This window comes from Blautia massiliensis (ex Liu et al. 2021), from assembly GCF_052064225.1.
Taxonomy (GTDB): domain Bacteria; phylum Bacillota; class Clostridia; order Lachnospirales; family Lachnospiraceae; genus Blautia_A; species Blautia_A fusiformis.
In genome coordinates this window covers 1-26,231 of sequence record NZ_JBQHWA010000024.1, presented here as the reverse complement: position 1 = coordinate 26,231, position 26,231 = coordinate 1, and the positions used below count along the sequence as shown (strand labels likewise).

Annotated in this window: 23 protein-coding genes and 1 rRNA gene; 5 read left to right on the top strand and 19 right to left on the bottom strand. The window is 45.9% G+C overall.

Features of this window, described 5'->3' with window-relative positions:
• Positions 1 to 30 precede the first annotated feature (30 nt).
• Positions 31 to 1,029: an acyltransferase gene (locus ACTNDQ_RS10755; protein ID WP_279199698.1), complete on the bottom strand. Its 999-nt coding sequence runs from the start codon at positions 1,027 to 1,029 to the stop codon at positions 31 to 33.
• A 218-nt stretch (positions 1,030 to 1,247) separates the two neighbouring features.
• Here ACTNDQ_RS10755 and ACTNDQ_RS10750 point away from each other — a divergent pair, with 218 nt between their 5' ends.
• The 4 genes from ACTNDQ_RS10750 (at position 1,248) to rfbD (ending at position 5,512) form a co-directional block, all read left to right on the top strand.
• Positions 1,248 to 2,429 carry a MerR family transcriptional regulator gene (locus ACTNDQ_RS10750; protein ID WP_279199695.1) on the top strand — a complete coding sequence of 394 codons (1,182 nt, stop codon included), beginning with the start codon at positions 1,248 to 1,250 and terminating at the stop codon, positions 2,427 to 2,429.
• A 129-nt stretch (positions 2,430 to 2,558) separates the two neighbouring features.
• Positions 2,559 to 3,455 carry a glucose-1-phosphate thymidylyltransferase RfbA gene (gene rfbA, locus ACTNDQ_RS10745; protein ID WP_015525711.1) on the top strand — a complete coding sequence of 299 codons (897 nt, stop codon included), beginning with the start codon at positions 2,559 to 2,561 and terminating at the stop codon, positions 3,453 to 3,455.
• A gap of 93 nt (positions 3,456 to 3,548) precedes the next feature.
• Positions 3,549 to 4,583 carry a dTDP-glucose 4,6-dehydratase gene (gene rfbB, locus ACTNDQ_RS10740; RefSeq protein WP_441064596.1) on the top strand — a complete coding sequence of 345 codons (1,035 nt, stop codon included), beginning with the start codon at positions 3,549 to 3,551 and terminating at the stop codon, positions 4,581 to 4,583.
• Positions 4,580 to 5,512: a dTDP-4-dehydrorhamnose reductase gene (gene rfbD, locus ACTNDQ_RS10735; RefSeq protein WP_279199691.1), complete on the top strand. Its 933-nt coding sequence runs from the start codon at positions 4,580 to 4,582 to the stop codon at positions 5,510 to 5,512. The genes rfbB and rfbD overlap by 4 nt, the downstream gene beginning before the upstream one ends.
• A 120-nt stretch (positions 5,513 to 5,632) precedes the next feature.
• Here the strand turns inward: rfbD and ACTNDQ_RS10730 are convergent, their stop codons facing one another.
• The 7 genes from ACTNDQ_RS10730 to ACTNDQ_RS10700 all read right to left on the bottom strand — a co-directional run bounded on the left by ACTNDQ_RS10730 (position 5,633) and on the right by ACTNDQ_RS10700 (position 12,591).
• Positions 5,633 to 7,258, bottom strand: a complete 1,626-nt coding sequence (locus ACTNDQ_RS10730) for an LCP family glycopolymer transferase (RefSeq protein ID WP_279199688.1) — start codon at positions 7,256 to 7,258, stop codon at positions 5,633 to 5,635.
• A gap of 322 nt (positions 7,259 to 7,580) precedes the next feature.
• The gene (locus ACTNDQ_RS10725; protein WP_441064607.1) at positions 7,581 to 7,901 is read right to left on the bottom strand and encodes a hypothetical protein; all 321 of its coding nucleotides are present in this window, start codon (positions 7,899 to 7,901) and stop codon (positions 7,581 to 7,583) included.
• 103 nt (positions 7,902 to 8,004) lie between these two features.
• Positions 8,005 to 9,423 (bottom strand): sugar transferase, encoded by a 1,419-nt coding sequence (locus ACTNDQ_RS10720; RefSeq protein ID WP_441064595.1) that lies wholly within the window; start codon positions 9,421 to 9,423, stop codon positions 8,005 to 8,007.
• Between the two features lie 87 nt (positions 9,424 to 9,510).
• Positions 9,511 to 10,305: an immunoglobulin-like domain-containing protein gene (locus ACTNDQ_RS10715; protein ID WP_279198894.1), complete on the bottom strand. Its 795-nt coding sequence runs from the start codon at positions 10,303 to 10,305 to the stop codon at positions 9,511 to 9,513.
• A 51-nt stretch (positions 10,306 to 10,356) separates the two neighbouring features.
• Positions 10,357 to 11,091, bottom strand: coding sequence for a YveK family protein (locus tag ACTNDQ_RS10710; RefSeq protein ID WP_441064594.1), 735 nt, complete (start codon positions 11,089 to 11,091; stop codon positions 10,357 to 10,359).
• 12 nt (positions 11,092 to 11,103) lie between these two features.
• Entirely contained in the window at positions 11,104 to 11,820 is a 717-nt protein-coding gene (locus tag ACTNDQ_RS10705; protein ID WP_441064593.1) for a CpsB/CapC family capsule biosynthesis tyrosine phosphatase, read from the bottom strand.
• Positions 11,821 to 11,856: 36 nt separating this feature from the next.
• Positions 11,857 to 12,591 carry a polysaccharide biosynthesis tyrosine autokinase gene (locus tag ACTNDQ_RS10700; RefSeq protein ID WP_441064592.1) on the bottom strand — a complete coding sequence of 245 codons (735 nt, stop codon included), beginning with the start codon at positions 12,589 to 12,591 and terminating at the stop codon, positions 11,857 to 11,859.
• A 299-nt stretch (positions 12,592 to 12,890) separates the two neighbouring features.
• On the opposite strand from ACTNDQ_RS10700, the gene ACTNDQ_RS10695 reads away from it, so the two are divergent.
• Positions 12,891 to 13,769 carry a homocysteine S-methyltransferase family protein gene (locus tag ACTNDQ_RS10695; protein ID WP_441064591.1) on the top strand — a complete coding sequence of 293 codons (879 nt, stop codon included), beginning with the start codon at positions 12,891 to 12,893 and terminating at the stop codon, positions 13,767 to 13,769.
• A gap of 155 nt (positions 13,770 to 13,924) precedes the next feature.
• Here the strand turns inward: ACTNDQ_RS10695 and ptsP are convergent, their stop codons facing one another.
• From ptsP to ACTNDQ_RS10640, 11 genes are all read right to left on the bottom strand, one after another.
• A complete protein-coding gene (ptsP, locus tag ACTNDQ_RS10690; RefSeq protein WP_021651063.1) occupies positions 13,925 to 15,577 on the bottom strand; it encodes a phosphoenolpyruvate--protein phosphotransferase in 1,653 nt (550 codons plus the stop codon).
• Positions 15,578 to 15,606: 29 nt separating this feature from the next.
• On the bottom strand, positions 15,607 to 16,647 hold the full coding sequence (locus ACTNDQ_RS10685) for a polyamine ABC transporter substrate-binding protein (RefSeq protein WP_015525684.1): 1,041 nt from the start codon (positions 16,645 to 16,647) through the stop codon (positions 15,607 to 15,609).
• A 33-nt stretch (positions 16,648 to 16,680) separates the two neighbouring features.
• Entirely contained in the window at positions 16,681 to 18,534 is a 1,854-nt protein-coding gene (locus ACTNDQ_RS10680; RefSeq protein WP_279198888.1) for an extracellular solute-binding protein, read from the bottom strand.
• A gap of 12 nt (positions 18,535 to 18,546) precedes the next feature.
• Positions 18,547 to 19,365 carry an ABC transporter permease gene (locus ACTNDQ_RS10675; RefSeq protein ID WP_173746457.1) on the bottom strand — a complete coding sequence of 273 codons (819 nt, stop codon included), beginning with the start codon at positions 19,363 to 19,365 and terminating at the stop codon, positions 18,547 to 18,549.
• Positions 19,365 to 20,411 carry a spermidine/putrescine ABC transporter ATP-binding protein gene (gene potA / locus ACTNDQ_RS10670; protein ID WP_015525681.1) on the bottom strand — a complete coding sequence of 349 codons (1,047 nt, stop codon included), beginning with the start codon at positions 20,409 to 20,411 and terminating at the stop codon, positions 19,365 to 19,367. Before potA ends, ACTNDQ_RS10675 begins: the two co-directional genes overlap by 1 nt.
• Positions 20,401 to 21,195, bottom strand: a complete 795-nt coding sequence (locus ACTNDQ_RS10665; RefSeq protein WP_320810398.1) for an ABC transporter permease — start codon at positions 21,193 to 21,195, stop codon at positions 20,401 to 20,403. The genes potA and ACTNDQ_RS10665 overlap by 11 nt, the downstream gene beginning before the upstream one ends.
• Entirely contained in the window at positions 21,192 to 22,046 is an 855-nt protein-coding gene (locus ACTNDQ_RS10660; RefSeq protein WP_015525679.1) for an ABC transporter permease, read from the bottom strand. Before ACTNDQ_RS10660 ends, ACTNDQ_RS10665 begins: the two co-directional genes overlap by 4 nt.
• The gene (locus ACTNDQ_RS10655) at positions 22,039 to 23,301 is read right to left on the bottom strand and encodes an ABC transporter ATP-binding protein (protein WP_441064590.1); all 1,263 of its coding nucleotides are present in this window, start codon (positions 23,299 to 23,301) and stop codon (positions 22,039 to 22,041) included. The genes ACTNDQ_RS10660 and ACTNDQ_RS10655 overlap by 8 nt, the downstream gene beginning before the upstream one ends.
• A 257-nt stretch (positions 23,302 to 23,558) precedes the next feature.
• The gene (locus ACTNDQ_RS10650; protein WP_441064589.1) at positions 23,559 to 24,869 is read right to left on the bottom strand and encodes an amidohydrolase; all 1,311 of its coding nucleotides are present in this window, start codon (positions 24,867 to 24,869) and stop codon (positions 23,559 to 23,561) included.
• 41 nt (positions 24,870 to 24,910) lie between these two features.
• Positions 24,911 to 25,738 carry an HAD family hydrolase gene (locus ACTNDQ_RS10645; RefSeq protein WP_278796219.1) on the bottom strand — a complete coding sequence of 276 codons (828 nt, stop codon included), beginning with the start codon at positions 25,736 to 25,738 and terminating at the stop codon, positions 24,911 to 24,913.
• Between the two features lie 402 nt (positions 25,739 to 26,140).
• A 23S ribosomal RNA gene (locus ACTNDQ_RS10640) occupies positions 26,141 to 26,231 on the bottom strand; the annotation flags it as partial.

The following is a 26,231-nucleotide window of genomic DNA, read 5'->3' as shown; positions in this document are numbered from 1 at the left end:
CGCATAAATATGAAAATACCATAAACTCTTCTATTTCCGGCAGATCCTCATTCCATATCCATACATTACCGCCACAGCAGTCACAAGAACACAGACCATCACCGGTCTCATCCACAGATATAAAAGATTTTTCTCAATTCCAGCTGCCACAGCCACATCCTTCAGGATATCAGCCACACAGAGATGGAACAGATAAATAAAAAATGCATATTTCTGACCGATGGCTACCGGAAGCTCGGGCACTTTCCGATTCTTTCCCATGATCGCAATGAGAAAAAGGCCAACAGCCATAAATACTGAACCCAGAAATAATTCCAGTTTGCCAAAATACCGGTATTCCAGCAGACTTGCGATCCCGCCGCCAGCTGCCATGCCATACAAAAAAAGCACTTTTTTTCCGGCAAACCAGGCTTCCAGCTTTTCCTGATGTCTGTGTATCAGATGTCCCAACATAAAAAACGGAAATCCGGTAAACAGATAGTTTCGAAACTGCATAACACGGAAATGCTTTTCCGGGAACAGGAAGGTCGAAAATTCCTCCATTCCGAAATGGATCAGAAGAAGCACCGGTATCAGAACATATGCCTGCTTACAAATCCGGAATCTTGCTGCCAGGGCAAAAAGAAGATAACAATAGAGCAGTGCCGGGAGAAACCACAGATGCCATTTCACCTGAGAGCTGTTATTATATAGAAGAAACTGGCGGATATGTTCCCCCGAAACCAGGGCTTCCAGCCATTCCTTCTGGCTTGCTCCGTCGATGTAATTCTGGATCAGCTCCCACAGACAGCAGACCGGAAATGCCACAAGCATCAGCTTCAGAACATGCCGGATCTTTTTTCCGGTTCTTATAAATTCCGTATCATCGCCACGGAAACAAAAATATCCGGATACCATAAAAAACACAGGTACTGCAAATCTGGCAAGTACATTGGCTATGATTCCGGCATTTCCCGGAAAATGGACGTGAAGAAGCACAACTGCATAAGCACAGATCGCCTTTACCATATCCAGAGTACGGTTTCGCATAAAAATTACTCCTTTTTATATCGAACACTTATCCCGGAAATATGATTCCGGGGTTCCTTTTTTTCGAAACGATATACTAACAAACCAGCAGAATTTTGTCAATGCTGTTTTTCTCCTGTACGTTTTACTCTTGTACGGCTTCCGGATCTGAATTATAATTCTTTTATGACTTCTATGACAGGATGTTTGTTATTTCCTCAGAAAGGATTCTATTTTTTATGAAAAAAGACGGCTACTATTCTTCCGGCGAATTTGCACGCATGGCACACGTAACTCTGCGTACTGTCCGCTATTATGATAAACAGGATATCCTGAAACCCTCTCTCGTCACCGAATCCGGCGCACGTTTTTATACAGACGAGGATTTTGCAATGCTTCAGCAGATCCTCCTTCTGAAATACCTGGGCTTTTCCCTGGATGACATCCGTGAAATGACCATCGGTGATTCCGATTATCATTTCATGCTGAATTCTCTGAATATCCAGCTTCGTCTGGTCCGTGACCGGATCGAACAGATGCAGCTGGTGGAAAAAGCGATCCAGGATACCGCACAGATGATAAAGGAACAGCACACCATTGACTGGAGCCAGATGCTGAACCTGATTCACCTGACCGGCATGGAAAAAAGCCTCAAGAATCAGTATCAGAATGCCACCAACATTTCCTCCAGGATCAACCTCCACAGCCTGTACTCCCAGAACAAACAGGGATGGTTTCCCTGGATCTTTGAGCAGTGCCGGATCTCACCCGGTCTTCGTATTCTGGAGCTGGGCTGCGGGGACGGAACGTTATGGACCGACAACCTTTCCCTTCTGCCGGAGGATATCTCCATCACACTTTCCGATATTTCCAGCGGTATGCTCCGCGATGCCAGACGAGCCATCGGTTCCTCGGATACCCGGTTTGCATTCCGGGCCTTTGACTGCAGAAAAATCCCCTGCAAGGACGAAAGCTTTGATCTGGTGATCGCCAATCACGTGCTTTTTTACTGCGATGATATTCCCTCCGTCCTGAAGGAAGTCCGCCGTGTCCTCGCTCCCGGTGGGAGATTTCTCTGCAGTGCTTACGGAAAGGCACATATGCAGGAGGTCAGCCAGCTGGTGCAGGATTTTGATGAACGGATCGTGCTTTCCGCAGACCGGCTTTATGAACGGTTCGGACGTGAAAACGGCCAGAGTATCCTGGCGCCTTTTTTCCCAAAGGCTCAGTGGCTTTCTTATGAAGACTGCCTTCTGGTCCAGGATGCGGAGCCGCTGATCTCCTACGTCCTCTCCTGCCACGGCAACCAGAATCAGTATATATTGGACCGTTACAAGGAATTCCGGGCCTACACCGCCAGAAAAACTGCCAAAGGATTCCGCATCACCAAGGATGCCGGCGTATTTCTTTGTGAAAAATAGCCAAAAATAAAAAATATGAAAAAAACTCTTGAAGGTAACCTTACGTCACCTTTTATAATACAGTTACAGTAACAAAGTTATGTGCAGGCACGACTTATGCTGCACATCATCACGCAAAGGAGAAAACATATGAAAGGAATTATTTTAGCCGGAGGCTCCGGAACACGTCTTTACCCGCTTACCATGGTGACCTCCAAACAGCTTCTGCCGATCTTTGACAAACCGATGATCTACTATCCTATGTCTGTTCTTATGAACGCAGGCATCCGTGATATCCTGATCATCTCCACCCCGCAGGATACCCCGAGATTTGAGGAGCTTCTCGGTGACGGCCATCAGTTCGGTGTCAACCTTACCTACGCTGTACAGCCAAGCCCGGACGGACTTGCCCAGGCATTTATCATCGGCGAGGAATTCATCGGCAACGACACCGTATGTATGGTCCTTGGTGACAACATCTTCGCAGGACATGGCCTCAAAAAGCGCCTGAAAGCTGCTGTAGACAATGCAGAAACAGGCAAAGGTGCCACTGTTTTCGGATACTATGTAGATGATCCGGAGCGTTTCGGCATCGTGGAATTCGACCAGAACGGAAAAGCTGTTTCCATTGAAGAGAAACCGGAAAAGCCAAAAAGCAACTACTGTGTAACCGGTCTCTACTTCTACGACAACAAGGTTGTAGAGTACGCAAAAAATCTGAAGCCAAGCGCAAGAGGCGAGCTTGAGATCACTGACCTGAACCGTATCTACCTTGAGAAGGGACAGCTGAACGTTGAGCTTCTGGGCCAGGGCTTCACATGGCTGGATACCGGTACACACGAAAGCCTTGTAGAGGCAACCAACTTCGTAAAAACCATGGAGCAGCATCAGCACCGCAAGATCGCATGCCTTGAGGAGATTGCTTACTTAAACGGCTGGATCACAAAGGAGGACGTGCTCAAGGTTTACGAAATCCTTAAGAAAAACCAGTATGGCCAGTATCTCAAGGATGTTCTGGACGGAAAATATCTGGACGCGCTTCACTAAGCCGATCTGATTTTCCGACACTGAATTTACCTGCGGACTCCGTTTCGACGGAATCCGTATAAGATCAATCATTTATTATAAAGGAGATTTTTTATGACAATCATCGTTACCGGCGGCGCCGGATTTATCGGAAGCAACTTTATTTTTCATATGATGGAGGCTCATCCGGATTACCGTATCGTATGCCTGGACTGCCTGACCTATGCCGGAAACCTTTCCACTCTTGCACCGGTCATGGACAAACCGAACTTCCGCTTTGTAAAGGAAAGCATCACAGACCGTGACGCTGTTTACAAGCTTTTCGAGGAGGAGCATCCGGACATCGTGGTAAACTTCGCAGCTGAGAGCCACGTAGACCGTTCCATCGAAAACCCGGAGGTATTCCTTGACACCAACATCAAGGGTACTGCTGTTCTCATGGATGCCTGCCGTAAATACGGAATCCAGCGTTATCATCAGGTTTCCACAGACGAGGTTTACGGAGATCTTCCTCTTGACAGACCGGACCTCTTCTTCACAGAGAAAACTCCGATCCATACAAGCAGCCCGTACAGCTCCTCCAAAGCAGGTGCTGACCTTCTTGTTCTCGCATACCACAGAACCTACGGCCTGCCTGTGACCATCAGCCGCTGCTCCAACAACTACGGCCCGTATCACTTCCCGGAAAAGCTGATCCCGCTGATGATCGCCAACGCTCTGAACGACAAACCACTCCCGGTTTACGGAAAGGGTGAAAATGTCCGCGACTGGCTCTATGTTGAGGATCACTGCCGTGCCATCGACCTGATCATCCACAAAGGACGTGTAGGCGAGGTTTACAATGTAGGCGGACATAACGAGATGAAAAACATCGATATCGTAAAACTGATCTGCAAGGAGCTTGGCAAACCGGAAAGCCTGATCACACATGTAGCAGACCGTAAAGGCCATGACATGCGCTACGCTATCGACCCGACCAAGATCCACAACGAGCTTGGATGGCTTCCTGAAACAAAATTCGCAGACGGAATCAAAAAGACCATCAAATGGTACCTTGATAACAAGGAATGGTGGGAAACCATCATCTCCGGTGAGTATCAGAACTACTACGAAGAAATGTATGGAAACCGTGAGGAGGTTAAAGCATGAGATTTTTCGTAACAGGTGTTGGCGGCCAGCTTGGCCATGACGTAATGAATGAACTGTCCGGCCGTGGACATGAAGGCGTAGGAAGTGACATTGCTCCTTCCTACAGCGGCATCGCTGATGGTACTCCTGTTACCACCATGCCTTATGTGCAGCTTGATATCACAGATAAAGAAGCGGTAGCAAAAACCATCCGTGAGGTAAAGCCTGATGCAGTGGTACACTGTGCCGCATGGACAGCCGTAGACGCTGCAGAGGACGAGGAAAACCGTGAAAAGGTACGTCTTGTCAATGTTGTAGGAACACAGAACATTGCGGACATCTGCAAGGAGCTTGGCATCAAGATGATGTATATTTCCACAGACTACGTTTTTGACGGCCAGGGAACCACACCATGGGATCCGGACTGCAAGGACTACGCTCCACAGAACGTATACGGTCAGACCAAGCTTGACGGTGAACTGGCAGTATCCGGCACTGTAGATAAATTCTTTATCGTACGTATTGCATGGGTATTCGGCAAAAACGGCAAAAACTTTATCCGTACCATGGTAAATCTGGGAAAAACCCATGACAAGCTTACCGTAGTCAGTGACCAGATCGGAACTCCGACCTACACCTACGACCTTGCACGTCTTCTGGTAGACATGGTCGAGACAGAGAAATACGGCTACTATCACGCAACCAACGAAGGCGGCTTCATCAGCTGGTATGATTTCACTAAAGAGATCTTCCGCCAGGCTGCTGCCCTCGGCCACAAGGAATACGAAAAAGTAAAGGTATCTCCTGTCACAACTGCAGAGTACGGCGTTTCCAAGGCTGTACGTCCATTCAACAGCCGCCTGGATAAATCCAAGCTTGTAAAAAACGGCTTCCAGCCACTTCCAACATGGCAGGATGCCCTGGAAAGATATCTGAAAGAGATCCTGTAAAAAAAAATCCATCGGTGATCGCCGGTGGATTTTTTTCGTTCTGTTTCTCATGAAAAAACAGCCGTTGGAAAGCTTTACGCTTCCCCGGCTGTTCTTATGCTAAAATTTAATAATTTTATCTTACTGCTGTGCAACAGTTCCGTCTGCTGCCTGGGCATCTGCTGTGCCATCCTGTGTGGCATCTGCAGTCTCACCCTGCGCTTCTGCTGTACTTCCCTCTGCAGCTGCCTGGGCATCATTATCCGTAGCTGCTGCCGCTGATGTTGCACTGTCTGCCTCCTCCTGGGAAACAGTCTCTCCGTCACGAACCTTCTTCATCATGGCCTCCGCCTTCTGAACGGTAGACTCATCCGGGATCATAACGTAAGCCTTCTGGCTCATGGAGTACGGCTTCTGTGTGTCACCGGTACCATTTACACTGTAGCTTACGATGTTCCAGTCACCGCCGTTGTTCAGCTGCTGCTGGAGCAGTCTGGCGATCTCCTCATAGGAGATATTGGTCTCAAAGCATCCCTGGATGCTGGAAAGAACAGAAGAATAATTCTTCAGAAGCTCCGGTGAAAGAGCCTTGTTGATCACACCCTTGATCACTGCCATCTGGTTCTTGCCACGCTGACGGTCGCCCTCTTTAAAGGCATAACGCTCACGGCTGAATACCAGAGCCTGCTCACCGTTCAGGTAGTTCTCTCCCTGATTGAAGTGATATCCTGTCTCATTCTTGGAATCAAAGTCATAGTCAGAATAAACAGTAACTCCGCCAAGCGCATTGATCAGCTGCTCAAATCCTGCAAAGTTGATACGGAAATAATAGTTGACATCCTCGTTGTAAAGCATTCCCAGAGTATCCATACATACATTGATACCATAGATACCTGCATGTGTCAGCTTATCTCTCTGTCCGCCAGAAATAGAAAGCGGTACAAAATAATCACGAGGTGTGGAAACCAGAAGCACCTGTCTGGTAGCTGTATTTACCGTAGCAATGATATTGGAATCGCTGCGGCTCTTTGCAACAAGACCGCTGCGGCTGTCGATACCACTGATAAAGATAGTATATACAGAACCGTCATTGGTACTCTCTTCAGCCTTCGCCTCTGTCTCCTGGGGCTCAATGGTCGTCTCCACCTTCTTCACGGTCAGCTCTTTGATCCTGGAAGAAATATCGGAATATCCATCCATCTCTTCAATAACGCTTAAATATGCGCTGTTCAGCACGATCGCACCTGTCTGTCCGTTCAGAAGACCGTCAACCAGCTCTGTAAGTCCTGCATACTCCTGGACCTGCACAGTCTTGCCTGTCTCGGAATCCACCTCCTGGATAGCCTTGTCCGAATTGGCTCTGTCAAGATCTGTCAGCACACCATACACATAATCTGCTGTAGCCTCTATGGAATCTGCAGAATCATCTGCACGGACATAAATGCCGACCTCCGTAACCTCTGTGTTCACACCGGAAATCCCTGCCAGTGTGGAATGTGTCTTATAAACATACATACTTCCGAGAATGAATACTGCTGCAAAAACTGCTGCCAGGATCACTCCCACTACAAATCTTATCTTACCATCCGTACTCCATACAAGCGCTCCGACGATCACGATCAGGACCAGCATTACCAGTCCGATCACTGCAATGAACTTCGTCGGGATCACCTTCATATTCAGAAGCATGACCGCAAATACGATCGCTGTGATCAGAACCACAAGCGTCACGATCAGCCCTGGGATATGTTTTCCCATTTTTCTCATATGCAATCCTCCATTTTTGCTGGTACAGAAAATATTTCATATGGACACTCTCTGTACAGATTCAAATATCCTAATCATTTTACGCTTTTTTACTGATAAAAGCAAGAAATATCGTAAATCGCCAAATGCAAAAACAGTTCCCGGGAGTTTGACACATTGAAATCCAAAAAAGTACTGCAAAGCCTTGAAATAGGCTTATTTTTTTGTCAAATTTTCATCTTTATTATATAGTAATATTTAGTGATATATGGTATAATAGTGACAGAGGTGATTATTGTGCGCATAACAACATCAAAATCAAAAAATTCCGAGTCCTTTTATATCACTCAGTCCTATACAAATGCCGAAGGAAAAAGTACTTCAAAAACCATCCGAATTCCTGTACGTCCATTTCGATGGGTTTGCCGATGTGGATGAGGTCGTTTGGAGTTTTCTCCATCAGATATATCGCAATTACTTTCCAATGTTCTAACTTCTTCATACTTCCTCCGGTCTGTCTTACTGTTTCTGCATAATCCCTGATGTATTCTTCCTGCTCTTTGTCTTCTGTCTGCTTTTCCCTGGGACTTTGTTTTGCCAGTGCCAGAAGCAGGACCGAGAACGCAAGAAGTACTACGATCAGCATGATCAATAAAATCTGCATTTTTACTTCCTCTTTTATATTTATAACTTATCTAATTTATTTTTATCCCCGAACTGCGTCTCCGCAGCCCGGGTCATTATATTCGAATCTCAATATGTATGGATCATTTGGCGCCGCTTCCGCGGAAAACGACCATAACTGTCTTAACCAGGATCTCAATATCCAGCTTCAGACACCATTCGGCAATGTACTTTGTGTCAAGCTCTACGACTTCCTCGAAATCCGTAATATCACTTCGACCGCTTACCTGCCACATACCGGTAAGTCCCGGCTTGATGGCCAGACGTTTGCGATGGTGAAGCTCATACTTCTCCCACTCATCCATTGTCGGCGGTCTGGTTCCTACAAGACTCATATCTCCTTTCAGAATATTCCAGAACTGTGGAAATTCATCCAGGGATGTTTTTCGGATAAAATGTCCTACTCCTTTGATGATTCGTGGATCATCATCCATTTTGAACATCATTCCATCTTTTACGTTATTCTGTTTCATCAGTTCTTTTTTGCGTTCTTCTGCATCCATATACATGGAGCGGAATTTATAGATCTTGAACGGACGACCGTTCTTTCCTATGCGGACCTGTGAGAAAAATGCAGGACCCGGAGATTTGATCTTAATGGCCGGAACCAGAAAGATCGCTGCGATTCCTGTAAAAAGACAACCTACCAGACCGCCTGCGATATCCATAGCTCGTTTCACAAACATCTGGCGCGGTGTTACAATGTGGATACTGCTGGAAAGCACAGTGTATCCGCCAAGCTCCTCCACCACCTGGTTCTTGCCAAGGGATTTCATAGTTGCCAGTCTCATATGGATGACAACTCCCATTGCAGAGCAATCTTTGATCATCTGCTCCGGGATCGGGATTTCCTTAGGCACTGCAAAAAATAATTCATCAATCCAGTTCTTATGGATATAGGAGATCATATCATCCTTTCCGGCTACTACCGGCACTCCACAGACGGATGCTCCCTTCTTGTCACAATCCATAAAAGCAATTCCTGCCAGATGATAGGTTCCGTAATTATTCTTGCGGATGGTTTCCACCACATTGTCTGCATTTTCACTGACTGTAACGATCAGCAGGGATCGCTTCTCGCTTTCTTCGTATCTGTGATCCTTCAGGAATTTCTTCAGTGCCTGTCTGCCGCAGTAGCTGAAGCAGATATAAAGCACATAGGTGATCAGCAGGATCATTCTGGAATAATTGTTTCCAATTCTTAAAAGAAACATATATGCCAGGACCAGAAGGCAGACCAGTGTACACTGTTCAAAGGTTTTCTTCAGTTCCACCAGCATTCCTCTTCGCAGAACTCCGCTGAAGCTTTCATTAAAAAATGTGACCATCAGCTGGATAAGAAACATCACCACTGCCACATTTCGATACAGCTCTGTCTCGTATGGCTGATCGATCCCGTTTCGGATCCAGTATGCAAGTACAAACGCAAGCTGCAGACACAACATATCGCAAATCGTAAAATCTGCATGTTTTACCCAGCTGCTGTTTTCTTTTTGATACATATTCTTTTCTACGCCTTCCCTCGCTTACATTTTTTGTTGCATTTATCCCCTCTCCGGTATCTCAGGTACCTGGAGAGGGGATGATATTTATTTCACGACAATGGTAAGTACGGCTCCGTTGGAGCTGTTTCCACTGTTGTCTACTACATAATATGTAAGCTCGTAAGTTCCCGGTGCAGCTGTATTTACATCACCGGTGATCTGGATCCTTTTGAAAAGATCACTGGTTGACTCTGTATCATCCTGGATATCCTTTACATAGCTTAATTTATCCAGCGTAGTTCCTACCGGTACCTCTACGTAATAGGTAGTCAGATACATCTTCGGATCCTGCGGAGAAAGCTGCTCGATCTTGTCTTCCTGTGTCTTCTGCGCCTGTTCCTCCGGAGTCAGTTCTCCTTCTGCGGAATCTCCGCTTTCAGCATCTGTGCTGTCTGCTTCTGTCCCATCCTGCATATCTGTCTCTTCTGCAGGCTCTGTTGTGTCTGTGGAATCTCCGTCCTCTGTGAGACCGTCATTATCGATCAGTCCCAGCTGCGGATTTTCGGCACTGCCGTCCTGAGCTTCCATGGTAAATTCTTTTTTTGTTACGTTGTTGTTTTTGTCCTTTGCAACAAAGATAACAGAAACCTGTTTTCCGTCATTCTTCGGATATATGGTTTCTACAGTAAGAGACTCTGTAACATCTCCATCTCTGTCATCCTGTGCCTTTACATCCTTCAGAAGATCCTCTTCTGTCATATCGGATGTATAATTCATATCTTTTCCCTCTTCAAATGTGATCTTCGGTCCTTCATTATCCTCGGAGCTCTTCATGTATACTACACCGGCTCCCATACCAAGGCAGATGACTACTAATAAAAACACAAAAAATTTCTTCATATTTTTGCTGCTCCCGGCCTTTCCCAACACTTTGATCCGTTGTTGTTATTTTTATGCGTGACGTTTCTTTTTCTTTTTGGATTTATTGCCCATTTTGGAAGAGTATGGGATTGTACCAAGTACGCTTAATCCAAGATATTTCTCTACGTCTTCCGGTGTCTTTACAGTATCGTTTGTCAGATATACGATGATCACAACGGCTGCTGCCAGAAGGATACCCAGAAGTCCGCCGATCACACCGTTTTTCGGTACGCTTGGGCTTGATGGCTCATCCGGGATGTTTGCTGTCTCTACCACATTTACTGCCTTGATATCCATAACCTGCTGGATATGCTTGGAAGCAATATCTCTTACTGCGTTTGCGATCTGTGCCGCTGTATAAGGATCGGTATCTGTAACTGTGATGGATACTACTCGTGTATCCGTTGGTGTATCTACGGAAAGCTTCTTAAGAAGCTCCTCATGTGTCATATCCAGTTTCAGCTGTGCGATCACACCCTCAGTAACTGTACGGCTCTTGATCAGCTCCGCATAGTCCTTGGTCAGTGATGTACTTGTCTGGATATCCTGATTGGTCAGTATGCTGCTGTCCTGCTTGGACAGTACCACGATCTTGGTTGTGGATTCATACTTCGGTGTGATCAGAAGCATGGTTCCCATAACAGCTGCCAGGCAGAAAACAATACCGGATAAAATGATAACACCCAGCTTGCTCAGTAACAGGTGAAATACCTCACCAAGATCGATCTCTACTTCGTCGTTGTTGTTAACAGTCTGATTTTCCATTTCTTTTCTCCATTACCCTGTGATTTTCCGGGGATTTTTGATAAAGATCTTCTTTACATATTCGCTCCCCATTGTTTTTTCCATTTTGGCGACACATTTGCCGATCTCCGGGATACGCTCCGTCTTACGGTGTCCGTCAGAACCGACAAAATCCAGAAGCCCATGCTTCATGACTTTCCGTGCAAAGGTTTTTGCCCCGAATCCGTCCTGACCGCTGATGGTATCTGCGTTGACCTGGATATGTGCTCCCATATCCTTCAGCTCTGTCAAAAATCCAATATCGTTCCAGGTAGCCTTATAACGTTCCACATGAGCGATGATCGGGATAAAACCATTCATCAGAAGACTTCTGACCCGTTCTTCAATATAATTTTTCTCATCTCCGTTGCTGAATTCCACAAGCACATATCTGGAACCTGCAAGGGTAAGCCGCCGTCCCTTCTTAAGGCATTCCACCATATCCATACTGGAATGGAGTTCACAGCCCAGATAAAGTCTCATGCCTTCATCACCAATATTCATGGCTGCTCTACGCAGCTGCATGAACTGTCTTGTCACAATGTTCATATGCGGCTCAAACATATCGTACCGGAAATGTGGTGTCAGGATCACATGACGTACGCCCTCCTGATACTCCTTGTTGAGCATCCAGAGTGATTCTTCCATGTTTCTTGCACCGTCATCCACCCCGGGGAGGATATGACAATGAATATCATAAAGTCCCTTCATTAAAATAACCTACTCATTTCTGTTGTCAATGTTTTTTTATTTACTGCTGCTCTCACCATAATCTCCGTAGGAACCATACTTACCGTACTTGCCGTATTTACCATACTTACCATACTTGCCATAGTGACCGTAATTGCCTGCCTTGCTGTAGTCCACCTTGTTCAGGATGGTTCCCAGGATCGGGCAGTTGCTCTTGGCAAGCTGATCTCTTACTTCCTGTACAAAACGGTAGCTGATGGTACCGGATTCAACGACGATTACAGATCCGTCGCAGGAATCTGCTATGATAGCACTGTCGATGATCAGTCCAAGCGGCGGTGTATCTACAATAACGTAATCATAAACATCTCTTACCACGCGGATCATATCCTTGAAGAGTCTGTTTCCGAGAAGCTCTGCCGGGTTCGGAGGTACGATACCGGAGAAGATAATATGGAACTTCGGAAGTGTAGTGGCACAGATCACGTCAGAAAGCTTGGCCTGCTTGGAAAGATAATGAGCAAGTCCCATTACCTCCTGGTCTACTGTCACACGTCCCATCAAAACGGATTTACGCAGATCGGCATCGATCAGAAGCACTGATTTGCCGCTCTCAGCAAGAGAGGCAGCAAGATTAAATGCCACACTGCTCTTTCCCTCATTAGGAGTACAGCTGATAAGTGCGATCACTTTCTTATCTGCCCCGCAGAACTGGATATTTGTTCGCAGAGCTTTATAAGCCTCATCCATCTGGTGATCAGACTTCCAGTTGCTCAGTTTAACTTTAATCATAATTCCTTTTCACCTTTACCTTTATGTTCTATCTGATGACAGTCTTGCCCCTTGGGCATGTCTACAGATTATTATACAATCCCATTTTCTAATACGCAAGTTCTTTATCCGACAGAAAAGCCGTTAAATATGTACAATTTGCCTAATTTTTATTATTTTTTATTTCCCGTCCCAGAAACAGGATAGATTATTTTTATTCCCTGTGTTAAAATAAACCCACGGCAATGAGTGCAGCGGTTACAGGAGGAGCCCTATTTTTTGCCAACCGTGATTGGCTGCCATAAGGAGGATATAAACATATGACAAAACAGGAATTTCAGAAACTGACCGAAGATCATGTCCTGCTGCTGGATGGTGCTACCGGCTCCAACCTGATGAAGGCCGGCATGCCGCGTGGTGTCTGCACAGAGAGCTGGGTGATTGAGCACAAGGATGTGATCCAGTCTCTGCAGAAGGCATACATCGAGGCGGGAAGCCATATCATCTATGCGCCTACCTTCGGCGGAAACCGTATTAACCTCACTATGCACGGACTGGAGGATCAGATTGAACAGATCAATCATACCCTGGCAGGCTATTCAAAGGAGATCGCACCGGAGGGTGTTTTCGTAGCAGGTGATATCACCACCACAGGCAAGATGATGTCACCGGCCGGTGACATGACTTACGAAAAAGCCTTCGAAGTCTATCAGGAACAGATCGGCTATCTCCGTGATGCGGGTGTGGACCTGATCGTAGCGGAAACCATGATCAATATTGAGGAGACACTGGCTGCTGTAGACGCCTGCCAGAGTATCTGCGAGCTTCCTATCATCTGTACCGTGACTGTAGAAGCAGACGGAAGTATCTTCAGCGGCGGAAATGCCATAGAGGCTGCCATGTCCCTGGAAGCTGCAGGTGCAGACGCTGTCGGCATCAACTGCTCGGTTGGCCCGGATCAGCTGGTATCGGTTATCCGCAATATCAAAGAGAACGTTTCCATTCCGGTCATTGCCAAACCCAATGCGGGAATGCCCCAGATCGATGATCTTGGAAATGCAGTTTACAGTATGACCCCTGCGGATTTTGCAGGTTATATGAAGGTGCTGGTGGACAACGGTGCTTCCGTGATCGGCGGATGCTGTGGTACCACACCGGAGTTTATTTCGGAAACCGCCCAGGTGCTTGGACTTCGATAACTTTAACCGGAACAGATATGCTTCCACGCACTGCTTCAATTGAGAACAGCAATAAGCCGTGAGTGAAAGATTCCGTCAAAAAATCCTGAGGATCCTATGTGAGATATCAACAGATATCAACATAGAAATTCTCAGGATTTTTATTTTTCCGGATATTATTTCTCTTTTACTGCTTCTTCCGGCCGGTTTGCCTCATCCGCATAGGAGCTGCGGATCGCTTTTCGCACTGGAAGTACACAGGCAGGAACAACGGAAAGACCGTCCACTCCCATCTGGATAAAAGCTTCTGTAAGATTGGAATCTGCTGCCAGCTCTCCGCATATGTAAACTTCACATCCTGACTTATGTCCTGCCTCTGTTACCATGCGGATCATCTTTACAAGCGCCGGATGATGATCGTTGTATTTATCCTTCAAAAGAAGATTCTGCCGGTCCATAGCCAGGGTATACTGAGTCAGGTCATTGGTTCCAAGGCTCAGGAAATCCACACGTTTTCCAAGTTCTTCACTGATCATGACCGCTGCCGGTGTTTCGATCATAATTCCGGTACGGATGTTTTTGTAAGGAATGTTCTTCTCATCCAGGCCCTTTTTTACCTCACGGATCAGCTTCTCGATCTCATCCAGCTCTTCCTCGGACGTGATCATCGGATACATCAGGTTGATATTTCCATAGGCACTTGCACGGTAAATAGCCCGAAGCTGCGCTTTAAACATTTTTTTGCGATCCAGGCAAAGGCGGATGCCGCGGTTTCCCATCATAGGATTGACCTCATCAGGAATCGCCATATATTCTGCCTGACGGTCTGCCCCCAGGTCCACAGTACGGATCACTGCCGGCCGTTCATCCATATCCTCGGCTACTTTTTTATAGGCACGGAACAGCTCATTTTCTCTTGGATAATTCTCTCTTCCGAGATACTGGAATTCACTTCGAAGAAGACCGATACCTGCTGCTCCGTAATAAAGAACCGTATTCAGATCATCCAGATTTCCGATGTTTGCCAGAAGCTTGATCTCCTTGCCATCGGCTGTGATATCCTTCTGGTTCCGAAGTCTCAAAAGTTCTTCCCGCTCTTCCTTATCTGCTGCATGACGGATCTCATATTCCTTAAGAAGCTCCGGTTCCGGATCGATATACAGTGTTCCTGTATACCCATCTACAATAGCCATATGGCCATCCCATTCTTTCTGTATCTCCACCTCGACCAGGGTGGGGACTTCCATGGATTTTGCCATGATCGATACATGGGAAATAACAGACCCCTGATGCATGACTACCGCCAGAAGACTGGCTTTGTTCATCTCCAGAAGTTCATTGGGGGAAAGCTGCTCTGCTGCAAGGATCACCGGCTCATCTCCCAGATTGATCCGTGCATGGGAACCACCCATGGCGCCGATCAGCAGCTCGGAGATCTCCCTGATATTTTCGATCTGTTCTTTGACAGCCTCGTCCTCCAGCTTGCGGAACACATTTGCAAGCTCATCCCTGGTTGTCTGGACTGCGTAAGCTGCACTGACCTTTTCTGTCGTGATCATGCTTTCCACAGCCCGCTGAAAGCTGCCGCCACTTAAGAGCTTCAGCTGACGTTTCAAGGTCAGCTCCTGCTCTTTGGGGAGGGGTGCTCCGTTTTTATACATATGCTGGATCTGGTTCTTTACCGCTGTTCTTGCATTATCCAGACGATCCAGCTCCTTTTTTACATTGTCTACCATGGACTGACGGATCTGATATTCGCCTCTGTGGTAATACAGTATTTTTCCAATAGCTATTCCGGAAAAAGCGGATGTACCTTTGTATATCTCCACCTGAAAAACCCCCTTACTGGTTCGTCTGCTTAATCGCAGGCAGCTTTAAACTCTGTCCAGATCTTATTGTATTCCTGCTCTGCTTCCTGGCTTACATTCTGTACGATCTCACCCTTTGTCACGCTGTCCGGAACAACCAGGCTCTCGTCTACCAGATCATCTGCTGCCTTGTTTGTATTGTAGTATCCGATATAGTTGATGCACTGTGCAGATACTTCCGGCTCCAGGATATAATTGATAAATTCATTGGCAGCCTTCGCATTCGGTGCTTCACTTGGCACAAACATTCCCATAATACCAAATCCAAGACCTTCCTCCGGATAAACCACCTTAAGATCCGGATTATCCTTCAGCGCCTGTGTTACCTGTGATGTATAAAGAAATGCCACACTTGCCTCTCCGTTGAGAAGTGCATTCTGTGTATTGTCATCCTGGATCATACGAATGTTCGGTGCCAGCTCTTTCAGCTTCTCACCGGTCTTGTCGATCACGGCTACATCTTCTTCGTTCATGCTCTCTCCCATGGAAAGCTGTGTGATGCCACAGATCACGCGGTAATTACCTACGATGGCAATGCTGTCCTCCAGAGACTTATCCCAGAGATCCTTGTATCCTTTAATGTCGATATCTACCTGCTCCGGATCATAAACGATCAGTGGGATTCCTGCTCCGTAAGGTACTGTATATTCGTCATCCGGATCATAAAACTGTCCCTGATAAAGGGGGTTGATGTTCTTAAAATTGGAAACGGTATCCTTGTCGATCTTCTGGACAAGTCCTTCTTTTACCGCGCTGTCGATAATGTAATCATCTGCAATTACCACATCGTAATCGCCGCCCTTTGCCTGGGAAAGCTTCTCAAGCATGGTCTCATCGGTATCAAAGTTGGAATATACCACCTTGGTCCCTGTTTCTTTTTCAAAATCATCCAGCACTTCCTGCGGAAACATTCCGTCCCATGTATAAAGTACCAGTTCATCCTTATCCTTTGCACTGACACTGACACCTGTTATCATAGATGTTCCAAGTACCGCACATAACATGATCGCTGCTGCTTTTTTTGATTTCATAGAACCTCCTTCATGTCTCTCTCTGACATCTTGTTATTTTGCTTTTACCTTTGTCCAAAGCTCTGCGAATTTCTGCTTGATCTTTGGCTTCTGGTATCCGAAGATCTCATTCTTTGGATTGTCAATCTGCGGAATATAGGAAGAAATTCCCTCATAAGTTCCGTTCTTCATCTCCTCGAATGCACTCTTTACAGTAGAAGTATATCCTACTTCTTCGGTATTGGAAAGAGCATTTTCATCATCCAACATAAAATTGATGAACTCATGAGCCAGATCTACTTCATTACAGTCCTTGGTGATGACCATGGCATCATACCAGGTATTGGTTCCCTGCTGCGGAGTATAATAGCCAAGCTCCGGATTTTCGCTGATGATATAGGAAGCATCTCCGGAATAAACAACCGCCATTGCCTTGTTTCCTGAGATCATATTGTCGATCACATCATCACCTGCATAGATCGGATCCATGGTATCTCTCTGCCGGATCAGCCACTCATAAGCCTGCTGGATCTCATCAGGATTTTTTGTGTTCATGGAATACCCCAGCGCTTTCAGGGCAATCATAAAGGAATCCCTTTCGGAATCATACATATAAAGATCTCCCTTATATTTTTCATCGCAGAGAATATTCCAGCCCTCTTTGTCAAGATCCTCCTGAGAGACTACATTCTTATTATAAAGGATTCCTACAGTTCCCCAGAAATACGGACAGGAATAACGATTTCCCGGATCATAGTCCTTATTCTGTACCTCGGGAAGAAGATTTTTGCTGTTTGGGATCTTTTTCCAGTCAAGGGCCTGAAGATATTCCTCCTTGATCAGTCTTTCGATCATATAATCTGACGGAACCAGAACATCGTAGGTTTCACCACTGGCCAGCTTGGTGTACATCATCTCATTGGACTCGAAGGTTTCATATACAACAGTACAGTTATACTGCTTCTCAAATTTGTCCAGAAGACTCAGGTCCATATATTCTCCGGCATTATATACACGAAGCACGTGGTTTCCCTGGCTTACAATCGTCCACTTTCCCAATACCAGAACAACCGCAGCAGCTGTGATAACCGCAACGATCCTTCTTTTTTTCGGATCCATTTTTTTCACGGTGGAGGCCTGAAGCTTCGGCATGATCAGATTTGCAAAAAGAAGCACCAGTACAATGACCACGATCACAATAGTAGAAAGGGCGTTGATGGTGGGATTGATGCGCTTTGTCATATTATATACAACAATGGATATATTTTTTACTCCGTTTCCGGAAACAAAGTAGGAAATTACGAAATCGTCAAAGGACATGGTAAAGGCCAGGAGCGCTCCCGCAAAAATCCCTTCTTTGATCATGGGCACAATAACCTTGGTAAGTGCCTGATATGGCGTTGCACCAAGATCCATGGCTGCATTGGCAAGGTTCGGATCCAGGCTTCGTACCTTCGGATATACACTGGTGATCACATAGGGCGTACAGAATGCGATATGTGCCAGCAGCATGGTCAGATAGCCTTTCGTCATTCCCAGCGAAGAAAACAGCAGCATCAGACCAATCGCGGTTACGATCTCCGGATTCAGAATTGGAAAGTTATTGATGGTAAGGACCATCTCCTTCAGCACCTTTCTGGATTTTGAAAGTCCGATGGCTGTGATGGTTCCCAGCACTGTGGAAATAACAGTTGCCAGAATTGCCACTGTGACCGAAACATAAACTGCCTTACTGATCTCCATATTGTTTATCAGCTCTCCGTACCAGCGCAGGGAAAATCCTGTAAATCTGGTCAGGGACTTGGATGAGTTAAAGGAAAAGATCATGGTCACAAGGATCGGCAGGTAAAAAAATGCCAGACACAGCACTACATATAATTTTGAAAATATGGTATTTTTTCTTTTCATCTCCTGCCTCCTTTAATCGTCCTGAGTATCCATCTTCTTCATCAGGCTCATAAAGATCAGGATGATCACTGCCAGGATCAGAGAGATGGCACTTCCGAAGTTCCAGTCACCTACAGAAATAAACTGTGACTCGATGAGATTACCGATCAGCATGTACTGGCCGCCGCCGAGAAGCTTCGGAATAACGAAGGTTGATATGGACAGAAGGAATACCATCATGATACCATTGACCACACCTGGCATGGAAAGCTTCCAGGTGATCCTCCAGAAGGTCTGGAAGGGATTGGCACCAAGGTCGTTGGCCGCTTCGATCAGGGACTTGTCCATTTTACTTAAGGATGTATGGATCGGAATGATCATAAAGGGCATAAAGTTACAGACAAGGCCCACGATAACGGAAAAATCTGTATACATCATGGTAATCGGCGAGATTCCCAACATTTTCAGAAGGTTGTTCACCAGACCATTGTCAGAAAGAATGTTCATCCATGCATAGGTACGGAGAAGCATGTTGATCCACATGGGAATGGTGACCATAAGGATCAGAAAGCTCTGCACCTTTTCGGAATATTTGGAGATAATGTATGCCAGCGGATATCCGCAGACCAGGCAGATCAGTGTGGTCAGGATACCCAGGCGGAAGGATTTCAGGATAACACTTAAATATGTAGTTTCCAGAAATTTTGCAAAATTCGCCCATGTAAAATGCAGGGTCAGAACTTCATTTCCATCTGAGGTAAATGCATAAAGCACGATCAGGATCAATGGTACCACGATCAGGATCGAAGCCCAGATGATATACGGCTTGATCAGATGCTTGAACTGTTTCATTAGTATCCTCCCATTCTGCACATAACATGGATATCCTCAGGACCAAACTTCAGTCCCACTTCACGTCCCACTTCTGCATAATCGGTAGTATGCACCATGTATGTACGAAGCTCCGTCTCGACCAGAATCTCATAATGCACGCCCTTGAACGTAATGTTCCGTACAGTTCCTCTGATCTTGGCCTGATCCGGTTCCACAATATCCAGATCCTCCGGGCGGAGAACAACCTCAATGGCTTCGTTGTCCTCAAATCCCTTGTCTACACATTCAAAACGGAAGCCATCAAACTCCACAAGGAAATCCCTGATCATCGTTCCTTCTATAATATTGGACTCTCCGATAAAGCCGGCAACAAAACGGTTCTCCGGCTCATTATAGATATCTGTCGGGCTGCCGATCTGCTGGATCTCACCGTTGTTCATGACTACTACCGTATCAGACATGGAAAGTGCCTCCTCCTGGTCATGGGTAACATAGATAAAGGTGATCCCTACCTCTCTCTGGATCTTTTTCAGCTCGATCTGCATCTGCTTACGGATCTTGGCATCCAGTGCGCCGAGTGGCTCATCCAGCAGAAGAACCTTCGGCTCATTGACAAGAGCTCTGGCAATGGCAACTCGCTGCTGCTGTCCACCGGAAAGAAGTGTAACATCTCTTTTTTCGAAGCCTTCCAGCCCTACCATTTTCAGCATCCTTTTTACCTTCTGCTCAATAACAGATTTATCTACCTTTTTCAGATTCAGGCCGAAACCGATATTGTCCATAACATTGAGATGCGGAAACAATGCATATTTCTGGAATACCGTGTTGATCTCTCTTTTATATGGAGGCAGCTTGGAGATCTCAATTCCGTTAAACAGTACCTCTCCGCCACTTGGCTCCTCAAAGCCGGCAATGATCCTTAAGGTTGTTGTCTTTCCACAGCCGCTGGGTCCCAGAAGCGTAAGGAATTCGTTTTCGTGAATGTCCAGATTAATGCCCCGGAGCACCTGCTGGTCATCAAAGTTTTTTGTAAGATTTTTTAACTCGATCAGTTTATTGCTCATCTTTTATATTCCCCTTCCCGCGTTTTCCTGCGATCAGATATACTGCCAGTACCAGAAGGATCACTCCCAGCATTATGGTACAAAGTGCATTGATCTCCGGCGTAACGCCTGTTTTCATCTGTGTGTAAACTTTTATCGGCAGCGTGGATACACGTGGCCCGGTTACAAAAATACTGATCACCACATCGTCCATGGACATGGCAAAGGCCAGCAGAGAGCCTGATATAACAGCCGGCATGATCAGCGGCAGGGTAATGTCCCAGAAGGCCCGAAAGGAACCGGCACCAAGATCTCTGGCTGCCTCTTCCAGGGACGGATCCATTCCCACAAGCCTTGCTTTTACCTCCATCAAAATATAGGGCACGCAGAAAACCGTGTGTCCGATCAGAAGTGTCAGCATTCCAAATGGCAGGTTCAGCATATAGAAAAATGCCATCAGTACCATTCCCAGAATGATCTCCGGGATCATCAGAGGCAGAATGGAAATATACTCCATCACCCCTTTTGTTTTCCAGTGGATCCTGGAAAGTTCTACAGCCCCCAGTGTTCCGATCACTGCAGATACCCCACAGCTGGACACCGCCAGGATCAGACTGTTTTTCAATGCCTGGATCAGATCCCTGTCCTGAAACAGTTCCTGATACCATTTCAGGGAAAATCCGGTAAAGCGCACCGGAAGTCTTGCTTCATTAAACGAAAATACCACTACCACACCAATGGGCAGATACATAAGGAAAAACAGGATTCCCAGGTACAGTCCTGAAAGCTTTGAGTTCTTTTTCATCCGATTCCCTCCAGTTCCTTCACATTGGTAAGCTTCCGATATAATACGATCATCAGAGTTGTCAGTATCATCAGTACCACAGCCAGTGCTGCGGCAAAGGGCCAGTTATTGCCTCTTGTCATCTGCTCCTGGATCAGGCTTCCCACAAGTACGATCTTGTTTCCGCCCAGGATATCCGCAATAAAAAACAGCCCCATAGACGGGATAAAGGTTAGTATCACTCCGGAAAGAAGTCCCGGCAAAGTCAGCTTAAAGGTAACGCTCCAGAAAGCCTTCCATCTGCTGGCTCCAAGGTCTCTGGCAGCTTCCACAAGGGACCAATCCAGCTTTTCCGCACTGGAATATACGGACAGTGCCATAAACGGCAGCAATACATAGATCATACCAATCACGATCGCAGGATAGCTGTACAGGATTTTTAAGGGCTCCTGGATGATGCCAAGCTTCATCAGCAGATAATTCAGAAGGCCCTTTTTCTGGAGAATGATGATCCAGCCATAAAGACGGATCAGGGAATTCACCCAGAAAGGCAGCATCAGGAAAAGCATGGCCAGCTTCTTTTTGCCCTCGGAAAGCTTTGCCATAAAGTATCCGAAGGGGTAGCCCACCAGACAGATGATCAAAGTGCTGGTGAGCGCAAGGCGGAAGGATCCCGTAAAGGTCTGCAGGTATACAGGCTCCAGGATCTGCTTGTAATTATCCAGAGTAAATTTCCAATTCACACCGTAGCCGCCGTCTGCTGTAGAAAAGCTCAGTGCAACTACATACAGAAGAGGCAGTGCAACGAAGATCAGTGTAAAAAGATACAGCGGCAGGATCATCCATACGGAGCCTGCTCTGTGCTTACGCATGGGTACCTCCTGCACAGGGACCTGACTGATCCGGCAATACTTCTTCTGATCTTTCTTCCCGATCTACCAGCACTGCATCTGTAGGAAGAAAACAGCAGCGCACCTTTTCTCCTACACTGACATTTGTATCAATGCCGTAACGGCTTGCCACGATTTCCTGACCTTCCGAAGTTTTCAAAACAACACGGAGCTGGCCGCCGGCGAAGTTTTTTTCAATGACTTCGGCGGTTAAGCCATCGCAGCTGTCATCTGTGTTTTTTTCTGCGGGCTCCTGTACACTCTTTTGTGTGTTTTCTGATGTGCAATTCGGCGTGCTTTGTTGTGCATTTTTTTTATTTTCCTCAAACCGGATATTTTCGCTTCTTACTGCGATGGTAACCTTTTCTCCTTTTTGTGGGAAATATCCTCTGTTAGATGTAGCTGCGGTGTCCATTGATACTTTTACTTTTCCGGCATCAGTTCTTACGGTGATCTGAGCGGAAGTACCGTCAATCTCCTCTTCCACAATGCTTTCCACAATACCGGTCAGGATATTGGCATTTCCAACAAAGGTTGCCACATAGCTGGTCTTCGGATGATTATAGATCTCATCCGGCGTCCCGATCTGCTCAAAGCGACCGTGGTTCATCACAGCGATCGTATCAGACATGTTGATGGCTTCTTCCTGATCGTGGGTGATATAGATAAAGGTGATCCCCAGCTTCTTCTGCAGGCGCTTCAGCTCGTGCTGCATGGCACGCCTCAGCTGCAGATCTAGCGCACCAAGGGGTTCGTCCAGAAGAAGTACCTCCGGATTGTTCACAAGTGCTCTGGCTATGGCCACACGCTGGCGCTGACCGCCGGAAAGCTCTGACGGCTTACGCCTCTCAAAGCCCGGAAGCTGGACAAGCTCCAGCATTTCTTTGACTCTTCTGCTGATCTCCGCTTTCGATGTTTTTTTCAATTTCAGCCCATATCCAATGTTATCTGCTACATTCATATGGGGAAAAAGTGCATAGTTCTGGAACACTGTGTTCACATTGCGCTGATTCGGTTCCAGGGATGTCACATCCTTTCCATCCAGAAAAACCTGGCCGGAATCTGGCTGTTCCAGGCCTGCAATGATCCGCAGTGTGGTGGTTTTTCCACAGCCGGAAGACCCCAGCAGAGTGACAAATTCTCCTTTTTTTGCTGTAAGACAGATGCTTTCCAGGACGTCCTCACCTTCCTGGAAGCTCTTTTTTATGTTTTTCAGTTCTAATGAAATTTCGGACATTTAGTTCTCCTTCTGTTTGCTATGATATCCGCACCCTGCATGGGACTTTCCTGATATAAGATTGCTTATTGTACTCTCGCAGGGGATTCTCCTGATCCAAGATTGCTTATTGTACCCCGCATGGGATTTCCTGATTCAAGATTGCTTATTGTACCCCATGGGATTTCCTGATTCAAGATTGCTTATTGTACCTTCATAGGATTTCCTGATTCAAGATTGCTTATTGTACCTTCATTGGACTTCTCTGATTCGGTTAACTACTCATTTTCATGAAAATTATCTCGTATATACTGACAATAAGTTTCTTTATTAAATACAGGTTTAAATTCCCGACAGATTTTTTTTGCTTCTTTTGCCTGATCACAAAGAAGACGATACGTAGTCAGTGCCAGAAGCTTGGCTGGTTTGATATATGCCAGTTCTTCATCCATGATCTTAAAATCTGCTCCGTGAAGTTTTCCCGCAAATCCTCCGAATGTAAAATTCAGCACTGGAAACAGATGGGTCAGGTCTCCTACGTCAGTACAGGCGTTGTTAAAATCTGCCGGCTTTGAACATCGGTATGAAGCATCCAGAAGCTTTACGGATTCTTCCATCACTTTATCCGCACCTCTGTGCAGGATCGGCATATATCCCTGAAGCGGTTCTCTTTCGATCGTACCACCGAATGCATAGGCAGCTCCGTCATAGGCACGGTCCATTTTTTCCTGTGTTGCCCGGATCGCATCCAGAGACGCTGCACGGACTTTTGTTTCGATCACCGCTTCGTCCGGAACTGCATTGATCACATCTCCGGCTTTTCGGATCACGTTGTGAAGACGCACATGGTCTTCCTCCCGGAAGGTTTCCCGCATCAGTCCCATCATCTGGATGGCACTGGAAGTAATACTTAATGCATTGACACCATCCCATGGATCAATGGCTGCATGTGCGGCTTTTCCTCTTACTGTCACTCGTTCTGCGGAAAATCCGTTGCATGCCGCATTTCCCAGGTAAAAATCTTCTTCTACCGGCATCATGTGCACATGTGTGGTCAAAATAATGTCTGAATGATCAAATTCTCCAAGCCGGATCAGCTCGCTTTTTCCGGATGCCGGGAAGCCGATTCCCTCTTTCCGAAGCCGTGCACGTTTATCTGCATCAATGTATTCTTCCGCCGGAACGGCAAAAAAAGATACGGACCCAGACAGAGAGGCTTGAACCTCCTCATTGGTCAGTGCCAATGCTGCGCCGATCATAGCTGCAATCTGTGCGTGGTGTCCGCATGCATGTGCTGTCCCGTTGGCGGGATCAGCCATCGGATGCGACTTACATCCGATGGCGTCAAGTTCTCCGATAATCGTAATGTTCGGTCCGTCCTGTTCCATCCACTCAGCGCGAACCCCTGTGCGTGCAAGTCCTCCATGTACACGGAGTCCAAGGCCACGCAAAAAAACCGCTACGTGTGCGGCTGTTCTCTCCTCATAAAACCCTGGTTCCGGATGACTCTGGATATCCTTCGCAAAGGCTATGATCTCATCTCTGTGTTCATCTATAGTCTGAATGATCTTTTCTTCAATATGATTCATGTCTTATAACCTCCATTTTCCGCAGGTTAAGCTATATGATATCATAAAACAGTTGATTTTGAAATAGATATTTTCTGGAGATATTTCGCTACTCCGTCGTTTTCATTGGAACCGATGATCCCGGTTGCCACAGCTTTCAGTTCACTCACTGCATTTTCCACTGCATAGGCTTCATCCGCTATTTTAAACATATCAATATCATTTTTTCCATCACCAAAAACAACTAATCTGTCACATTCCAGTTTTTGTTTTAGCTGCAAAGCAGCCTGCGCTTTGGATGCTTTTTGCGGCATGATCTCCAGCCACTGCTCTCCTGTGTAGATGTCCTTCTGATAAACAACATGATATTTATTTTTATATTTATGATAAAATGGTTCAAGCTTCTCCGGCTTATCAATGCAGGTAATATAAAAAAGATCTCCATACATCAGTTCAGATTCTGTAGTTACAATATTCGTACGTTTGTCGCCCTTCCGGCTGTTTAAAAATGCCTGCATTCCACTTGTTGCCTTTGCTGCTATATAAGAAAACTTTTCAATATTATTCTGATATGAATATATGATCGGATATATTTCATGCGCAAAAAGATCCCTCAATACCTCATATATATCCTCTGCAAAATAATTGGCAATGAGAATTTCCTCTGTTATATTATCTTTCACAAATGCCCCATTGTATATGATAAGAGGGAAATGTGTGTTAAGGCCTTCTGTTACTTTTTTTGCCGTATTTAAGGAACGAGCTGTTGCATAGGAAAATAACATGCCTGAAGAAGTTAAAGCATTGATTATTTTTATTGTATATGAAGATAGAGTTTCATTTTTTCGCAAAAGAGTTCCATCGAGATCTGATACGTATAATGTTTTCATAAATAAATCCTTTCGTTTTGCTATGGACCGTGAATAGAGAAACTTTTTTCAGTTGATAGGGAAATCGATGATAAAGTATTTCTTTATTATAGCACAAAAAAAGTGGCTGTTTAAGCCACTTTCTTACGATTGTATATTCAAAACTACATACATGTATCTATTGATAGCTAATCGTTTTGTTGAATCAATTTTAACCTGCGTACCGATTCGTAGCTTTTTTCACGGGCTCGCAGCTAAAGCTGCATCGCCTGTTCTTTAGGCTACTCCAGCAGGGGTCATCTCACGACTCTGTCGTTCGATGTCATTTGCTTCGCAAATGTTCAGTCTGTACCATAAATGGTTCTCCACAAGCAAGCTTGTTCCGCCCCATTTCTGTTACATCCTGCCCGCTTCCTCGGCTTTTTGGTCAAGCCCTCACCCGATTAGTAACAGTCAGCTCCATGTGTTGCCACACTTCCACCTCTGCCCTATCTACCTCGTCGTCTTCAAGGGG